General features: G+C 69.6%; 6 protein-coding genes and 1 pseudogene. 4 read left to right on the plus strand and 3 right to left on the minus strand.

Annotation, left to right across the window (positions count from 1 at the left end):
- Nucleotides 1–196 precede the first annotated feature (196 nt).
- On the minus strand, nucleotides 197–1,780 hold the full coding sequence (locus tag VIB55_RS25225; protein ID WP_331879464.1) for a Ppx/GppA phosphatase family protein: 1,584 nt from the start codon (nucleotides 1,778–1,780) through the stop codon (nucleotides 197–199).
- A gap of 158 nt (nucleotides 1,781–1,938) precedes the next feature.
- Between VIB55_RS25225 and VIB55_RS25230 the strand changes: the two genes are divergently transcribed.
- Together VIB55_RS25230 and VIB55_RS25235 are read left to right on the plus strand one after the other, a co-directional pair.
- The gene (locus VIB55_RS25230) at nucleotides 1,939–3,108 is read left to right on the plus strand and encodes a DUF3616 domain-containing protein (RefSeq protein WP_331879465.1); all 1,170 of its coding nucleotides are present in this window, start codon (nucleotides 1,939–1,941) and stop codon (nucleotides 3,106–3,108) included.
- Between the two features lie 2 nt (nucleotides 3,109–3,110).
- Nucleotides 3,111–3,350 (plus strand): hypothetical protein, encoded by a 240-nt coding sequence (locus VIB55_RS25235; protein WP_331879466.1) that lies wholly within the window; start codon nucleotides 3,111–3,113, stop codon nucleotides 3,348–3,350.
- Nucleotides 3,351–3,398: 48 nt separating this feature from the next.
- On the opposite strand, the gene VIB55_RS25240 is transcribed toward VIB55_RS25235, so the two are convergent.
- Nucleotides 3,399–3,761 carry a cupin domain-containing protein gene (locus tag VIB55_RS25240; RefSeq protein WP_331879467.1) on the minus strand — a complete coding sequence of 121 codons (363 nt, stop codon included), beginning with the start codon at nucleotides 3,759–3,761 and terminating at the stop codon, nucleotides 3,399–3,401.
- A 368-nt stretch (nucleotides 3,762–4,129) separates the two neighbouring features.
- On the opposite strand from VIB55_RS25240, the gene VIB55_RS25245 reads away from it, so the two are divergent.
- Nucleotides 4,130–5,119, plus strand: a complete 990-nt coding sequence (locus VIB55_RS25245; RefSeq protein WP_331879468.1) for a hypothetical protein — start codon at nucleotides 4,130–4,132, stop codon at nucleotides 5,117–5,119.
- Nucleotides 5,119–6,180 carry an LLM class flavin-dependent oxidoreductase gene (locus tag VIB55_RS25250; protein ID WP_331879469.1) on the plus strand — a complete coding sequence of 354 codons (1,062 nt, stop codon included), beginning with the start codon at nucleotides 5,119–5,121 and terminating at the stop codon, nucleotides 6,178–6,180. Before VIB55_RS25245 ends, VIB55_RS25250 begins: the two co-directional genes overlap by 1 nt.
- Before the next feature lie 263 nt (nucleotides 6,181–6,443).
- On the opposite strand, the pseudogene VIB55_RS25255 reads toward VIB55_RS25250, so the two are convergent.
- Nucleotides 6,444–6,644: pseudogene (locus VIB55_RS25255) on the minus strand (cold-shock protein); the annotation flags it as partial.
- Nucleotides 6,645–6,859: the final 215 nt, after the last annotated feature.

Genomic DNA, 6,859 nt, shown 5'->3' on the forward strand with positions numbered 1-6,859 from the left:
ATCCCCAGCCCTTCCCCCGCAAACTGCGCGGGGGAAGGGAGCCAGTCGAGTGCGCGTGGCCAGCCGTAGCGCAATAGAATTCTCCTCTCCCCCATGGGGTGTATGGGGGAGAGGCCGGGAGAGGGGGGCGGCTGCGGCATGCGCCAGAGTCAGCCCAATCCGGCCGCAGTTCTCCGCCCCCCTGAGCGTTGCTCCCCTAGCCCTCCGCCCGGTCGCCGGCGACCTCCACCTCCAGGCCGAAGGTGTCGGTGAACAGGCCGGCCTTGCGGCGCAGAGCCCACCGCTCCAGCAGCAGGTCGCCCTCCCCTTCCAGCTCCAGCGCCAGCTTGCTCTTTCCCGCCGTGGCCGTCACCCCCGTAACGGCCTGCACGTGCTCGCGATCCAGGGCGTCGGCAATGCGCAGCAGCGAGGCCAGCTTCACCACCCGCTCGCGATCATCGGAGGGGAGCCGGTTGAAGTCCTCGTGGTGCGCGGCCGGCGTGCCCTTGCGGTGGTAGCGCGCCACGTTGGCCACAATGTCCATCTCCCGCGCCGTGAGCTCCGGCACCTCCGACTGGCTGATGATGTACAGCGAGTGCTTGTGGTGCTTCTTGTGGCCGATGAAGATGCCGATGTCGTGAAGGATGGCTGCCACGCGCAGCAGCCGCCGGTCCGGCGCATCCATCCGATGCACCTTGTCCAGTTGGTCGAAGAGCAAGCCCGACAGCCACGCCACGTGCCGGGCGTGCTTCTCGTCGAACAGGTAGCGCAGCCCCAGGGCCACCGCGCCCTCCACCGCCGCCCGCTCCTTGCGGTCTTCATGCGCCTGGTGGGTGGTCAGGTCGTCGACCATGTCCACCAGCACGCCGTCCTTGAGGCCCACCGCGGGAACGATGATCTCCGCCGCCCCCGCCAGCGACGCCACGCGCTCGTACACCATGGCCGCGGGGACGATGACGTCCGCCCGGTCCTCCCTCAAACCCAGCTGGTCCACGCGCTGGCGGTACGAGAGGCGCGACAGCATGGCCACGGCGCCCCGCAGGTCGTTCATCTGGATGGCCGCCATCCGCCCGCGCCCCGGCTCGGCGCCCAGCAGCTTGGCCAGCGCCTCGATGTTTCCGCCCGTGGCGATCAGCCCGGCAGGCTTCCACTGCTTGGCGATGAGCGGAATGCGCAGCGACGCCATGTACTCTTCCAGCAGCCGCTGAAACCGGCCGGGGTCTTCGCTGGAGCCCGACAATTCTTCCAGCAGCCGCACCGAGCCCAGCGTGTGCGACTCGCTCCACAGGATTCCCGTGGCGTCCACCAGCGACACCTCCACGCTGCCGCCGCCCAGGTCCACCAGCATCCACTTCTTCTTGGCGAACGGCACCTGCGCGCGGATGGCCTCGTAGACCAGGCGCGCCTCCTCGGTGCCGGTGATCACCTCCAGGTCGATCCCGGCCTCGCGCCGCACGCGCGCCACGAACTCGTCGCCGTTGCGGCTTTCGCGCGTGGCGCTGGTGGCAACGGCGCGGTAGTGGACGATCCCCAGGTCCTCCATCCGCTTGCGGAAGCCGGTGATGGCCTCCACACCGGCCTGCATGGCGGCGCGGTCCAGCCGCCCCGAAAGGAACACCTCGTGCCCCAGCCGCACCGGCGCGCGCGTCTCCGCCAACACCTTGTACGCGGTGGGCGAGGTGAACTCGGCCGCCAGGAAGCGGATAGCGTTGGAGCCCACGTCCACGGCGGCCACCCGCAGCGGAAACTGCGGCGGCGCGTCGGGGGCGGCGTCCGTGGGGCGGTTGAGCAGCGGCGTCATTCTGCGTATCCGGAGTAGGAGACGCCGCAGGGCGGGGCAAAGGCCGGACCGTGAGGGCAAGGGAAGTGCGTGAGTGCGTGGGTGCGTGAGTGCGGGAGCGGACCGGCGATCGTGCGCCGTCCATCACCCGCGCCGTCCCGAGCTACCCCGGCCCGTCCATGCGAGCACCAGACCAGACCATCCACATCGGCCTGAACGCGCCACCCGACGGCAGCGTCGAGGCCGAAGCCATCCGCCAGAGTCTATCCTCCGCCGTGCGGGTGGGCCGGCACCTGTTCCTGGGCTGCGACGAAACCGCGACCCTGGAGCGCGTGACCGACCTTGGCGGCGGCCGCTTCGGCGAGCACCGCAGCTACAAGCTGGCCGAGCTGGTGGACCTGCCCGGCAAGGACGACGACGAGGTGGATGTCGAGGGCTTGGCGTGGGAGCCGCCGTACCTGTGGCTGGTGGGCTCGCACAGCCGCAAGCAGGGCAAGGCCAAGCGCGGGATGGACTTCAAGGAAGCTTCCGAGGCGCTGGCGGACGTGGACGTCGACGACAACCGCTACCTGATCGCCCGCATTCCGCTGGAGGATGACCCCGAGGCGGGCGGGATGGTGCCGCGCAAGTCGTGCCCCGATCCGCGCGACCCGCAGCGCACGCTCACCGCCGCGCGGCTGCGTGGCCGCGGTCGCAACAGCGAGCTGATCCGGGAGTTGAGCGAAGACCCGCACCTGCGCCGGTTCATCAAGATTCCCGGCAAGGACAACGGGCTGGACGTGGAGGGCGTGCAGGTGGACGACGGGCGCGTGTTCCTGGGGCTGCGCGGGCCCGTGCTGCGCGGCTGGGCGGTCATCGTGCAGGTGGAGCCGGTGGATGCCAAGGGCGGCGGACGGATGAAGCTGCGGGAGCTCGAGGCCGGCGGGCGCCGCTACCGCAAGCACTTCCTGGACTTGGACGGGCTGGGGATCCGCGACCTGGCGCGCGACGGCGACGACCTGCTGATCCTGGCCGGCCCAACGATGGACGTGAGCGCGCCCGCCGGCGTGTTCCGCTGGCGGGGCGGCATGCGCGTGGAGGAGGAGTCGCTGGTGCCGGCGGAAGCGCTGGAGCGCGTGACCATGCTGCCGCACGACGTGGAGGGCGGGTCCGACCACCCCGAGGGGATGTGCCGCTTCGACGAGGGCCACGGCCCGCGCACCCTGCTGGTGGTGTACGACGCCGCCAGTGCCAGCCGCCAGGACGCGCACGGCGTCACCGCCGACGTGTTCGCGCTTCCCTCGCCCGGGGTGCTGGGCACGCTCGCGGAAACGCTGACCTCCTTCGTCACCCGCGACGGCGGAAGCTGACGATGGCCGACATCTACCACGTGATGATCAAGCCCGGCGACGCGATGGCGGAGGTGGACCGCGCGCTCCAGGCGCTGAAGGCGCGCGGGGTGTCGCGCGAGGAAGCCGGGTTCCACAAGTACATGTTCGTCACCCAGGCCAGGCAGACCGTGCTGATGCTCACCTCGCGCGAGTCGCCCCTGGCCGCCGACCTCCGCGGCCGCGGCTGGATGGAACCGGGCGACCAGCCGCTCAAAACGTGAGTGCGTGAGCGACAGGCGGGCCGGGCAGCGACGAACGCCGGCCCCCGCTCAGATCCACTCGTACTCCGTCACCGTCCGATCGTCCACCGCGTCCCCTGTGTGCCGCGTGGACGCCGGCTCGAAGAGCATCACGTGAACCTCCTGTTCCGCCACCGGCCGGTGCTCCACACCGCGCGGCACCACGATCATCTCTCCCTCGCCCACCTCCACCGCCCCGTCGCGAAACTCCATCCGGAAGCGGCCCTTCAAGACCAGGAACAGCTCGTCTTCGTTCGCGTGGTCGTGCCACACGAACTCGCCCTGGAACTTCGCCAGCTTCACGTGCTGTCCGTTCAACTCCGCGATCACGCGGGGGTTCCAGTGGTCGGAGAATGCCGAAAGCTTCTCTGCGATTCGGATGGGCTGGATCACACGGGCTCCTGGCGAGGTGTCGGTCGCGTCATCTTTGGGCGGAAGGATGCGGCGCACGGAGTAACGTCGGCCCGGATTCGCGGCGAGGCAACCCGGCACAGGCTCGTACAGGGCTTGTGCCAAGTGCCCCTGCGAGATATCTTAGTACTATGCTAATCGATCGCGTCTCGCACACGGCCCGTTGTTGTCGCATGTGCTCCCACCGGGAGTGCAGGCGCCCCGCACGCGTGTGAAGACCTCGACGGCATAGGCTGGACGGTCTTCTCCGGAAGACCCTCCGGACAGGCAACGCGACACAGGACGCCGCGACTCCCCACCAGGAGGCGCGGTTTTGTTTTATCCACCGGAAGAACCCGGAGACAGGCACCATGCCCATCAGTCCCGAGCGGCCGATCGCCATCTTCTACGAGCACCCGGACTGGTTCCGGCCGCTGTTCGCGGAGCTGGACCGCCGCGGCACGCCGTACGTAAAGCTGCACGCCGACGAGCACGTGTTCGATCCCGCGGAGGATCCACCGTACTCGCTGGTCTTCAACCGCATGAGCCCGTCGGCGTACCTGCGCGGCCGCGGCGACGCCATCTTCTACACCCTGTCGTGGCTGTCGGCTTTGGAGCGCCGGGGTGTGCGCGTGGTCAACGGCTATCAGGCGTTCGAGAACGAGATCAGCAAGGCCGGGCAGCTGGCCATGCTCGACCTGCTGGGGGTGCCGTATCCCAAGGCGCGCGTCATCCACCGCGCCGAGCAGGCGCCCACCGCGGCCCGGGGGCTGCGCTGGCCCATCGCCGTAAAGCCCAACATCGGCGGCAGCGGCGCGGGCGTGCGCCGCTTCGACTCGCCCGAGGAGCTGCAGGCCGCCGTCGGCACGCTGGACCTGGGGATCGACAGCACCGCGCTGGTGCAGGAGTTCATCCCGCAGGAGGAAAGCCGCATTACCCGCGTGGAGGTGCTGGGCGGCAAGTACCTGTACGGCATCCGCATCTACACCCCCGGCAACTCGTTCGACCTGTGCCCCGCCGACGTCTGCCAGCGGGTGGACGGCGCCGCGCTCGACGCGCAGGTGTGCGCCGTGGACGCGCCCAGCCGCGGGCTGCGCGTGGAAGGCTACGAGCCGCCCCGCCCGGTGATCGAGGCGGTGGAGCGCATCATGGCCGAGGCGCGCATCGAGGTGGGCGGCATCGAGTACATGGTCGATGCGCGCGACGGGCAGCTGTACTACTACGACATCAACGCGCTCTCCAACTTCGTGGCCGACGCTCCCAACGTGATCGGCTTCGACCCGTTCGCGCGCCTGGCCGACTGGCTGGAGCGCGAGGCCGAGGCCGCCGAGGCGGCGCGTGCGAGGAAGGAGGCGGCGTGATGCGGTTCGGATACTGGCTTCCCGTCTTCGGCGGCTGGCTGCGCAACGTCGAGGACGAGCGGATGGAGGCGAGCTGGAGCTACGCCAAGCGGCTGGCGCAGCGCAGCGAGCAGATCGGCTTCGACCTGACGCTGGTCGCGGAGCTGAACCTGAACGACATCAAGGGGATGGACGCCCCGTCGCTGGACGCGTGGAGCACGGCGGCGGCGCTGGCGGCGGTGACGGAGCGGCTGGAGATCATGGTGGCGGTGCGCCCCACCTTTCACCTGCCCAGCCTGCTGGCCAAGCAGGCAGCCAACATCGACCGCATCAGCAGCGGGCGGCTGTCGCTGAACGTGGTGAGCTCGTGGTGGGCCACCGAGGCGAAGAAGTACGGGGTACAGTTCGACGAGCACGACGACCGCTACGCCCGCACCAGCGAGTGGCTGGACGTGGTGGATGGGATGTGGAAGCAGCCGCGCTTCAGCTACCAGGGCAAGTACTACTCGGTGGACGATGCCATCCTGGAGCCCAAGCCCGTGCAGCGCCCCCGGCCCACGATCTACGCCGGCGGCGAGAGCCCCGCGGCCAAGTCGCTGATCTCGTCCAAGTGCGACGCGTGGCTCACCCACGGCGACGAACCGGCGACCATCGCGAAGAAGGTGGCCGACCTGCGCTCGCGCCGCGAGGCGCTGGAGCTGCCGCCCATGTCGTTCGGCGCGGCGGGGTACGTGGTGGTCCGCTCCACGGAGGAGGAAGCGAAGCGCGAGGTGCAGCGCATAACCGACGTGCAGCAGAGCGCGCGCGGCTACGCCAACTACCAGGACTGGATCGGCAACACGCGATTGGAGCAGCGCGTGAGCCTGGAAGACTACTCCGTCTCCAACCGCGGCCTGAAGTCGGGGCTGGTGGGCACGCCCGAGCAGGTGGCCGAGCGCGTGCTGGAGTTCGAGCGCGCGGGGCTGGACCTGCTGCTGCTGCAGTTCTCACCGCAGCACGAGGAGATGGAGCGCTTCGCCGAAGAGGTGATTCCCCTGGTGCGCGGCGCCGGCGGCGGGCAGAGCCTGCAGGCCGTCGCCTGAACGGAGCGCCGGCCCATCACACGAATCCTAAGCGGCACGGGACCCCACGGGGTTCCGTGCCGTTCCGCTTTCTACCAGGCGCCGTCGCCGTAGCCGCCGCCCGCCCCGCGGTTGCCCCAGCGGTCGTCACGCCCCGAGGAGTGCCCGCCGCGCGGGGGATCGCCGTAGCCGCCCACCCGCGGGCGGTTGTCGATGCGGTTGCCGATGTTGTCGTCATCGTCCTCCGCACCCGCGCCCATGGCGCCGCCTTCCGGCGCGTTCAGGCGCACCACGTTCTGCGCCTTGAGGCCCTTGGGCTCTTCCAAAATGTCGAACTCCACGGGCTCACCCTGCTCCAGGGTCTTGAAGCCGCGCCCGGTGATGCCGCTGTGGTGGACGAACACGTCCGTTCCGTCATCGCGGGTTACGAAGCCGAAACCCTTTTCCTGGGAGAACCACTTTACTGTGCCTGATGCGTGTTCCATGGGACCGGTGGCCTGGGGTGGGGATTGCCGCGAGCGGGGCGTGTCCGTTCGCATGGATCGTTCCCCCCGCTGTCCAGCCGGGCACCCCGTTGGCGACACAGTTGCGCAGACACTCACCCGGCGCGCATTTACAGGTTTGTAACAGGTTGCGGGCCGCTCCGGACGCGCCACAGCCGTGCTGTCGCGTTCGGTCTGTGGCGCAAGCCGAAGGGGCG

It is taken from the genome of Longimicrobium sp. (assembly GCF_036554565.1).
GTDB lineage: Bacteria > Gemmatimonadota > Gemmatimonadetes > Longimicrobiales > Longimicrobiaceae > Longimicrobium.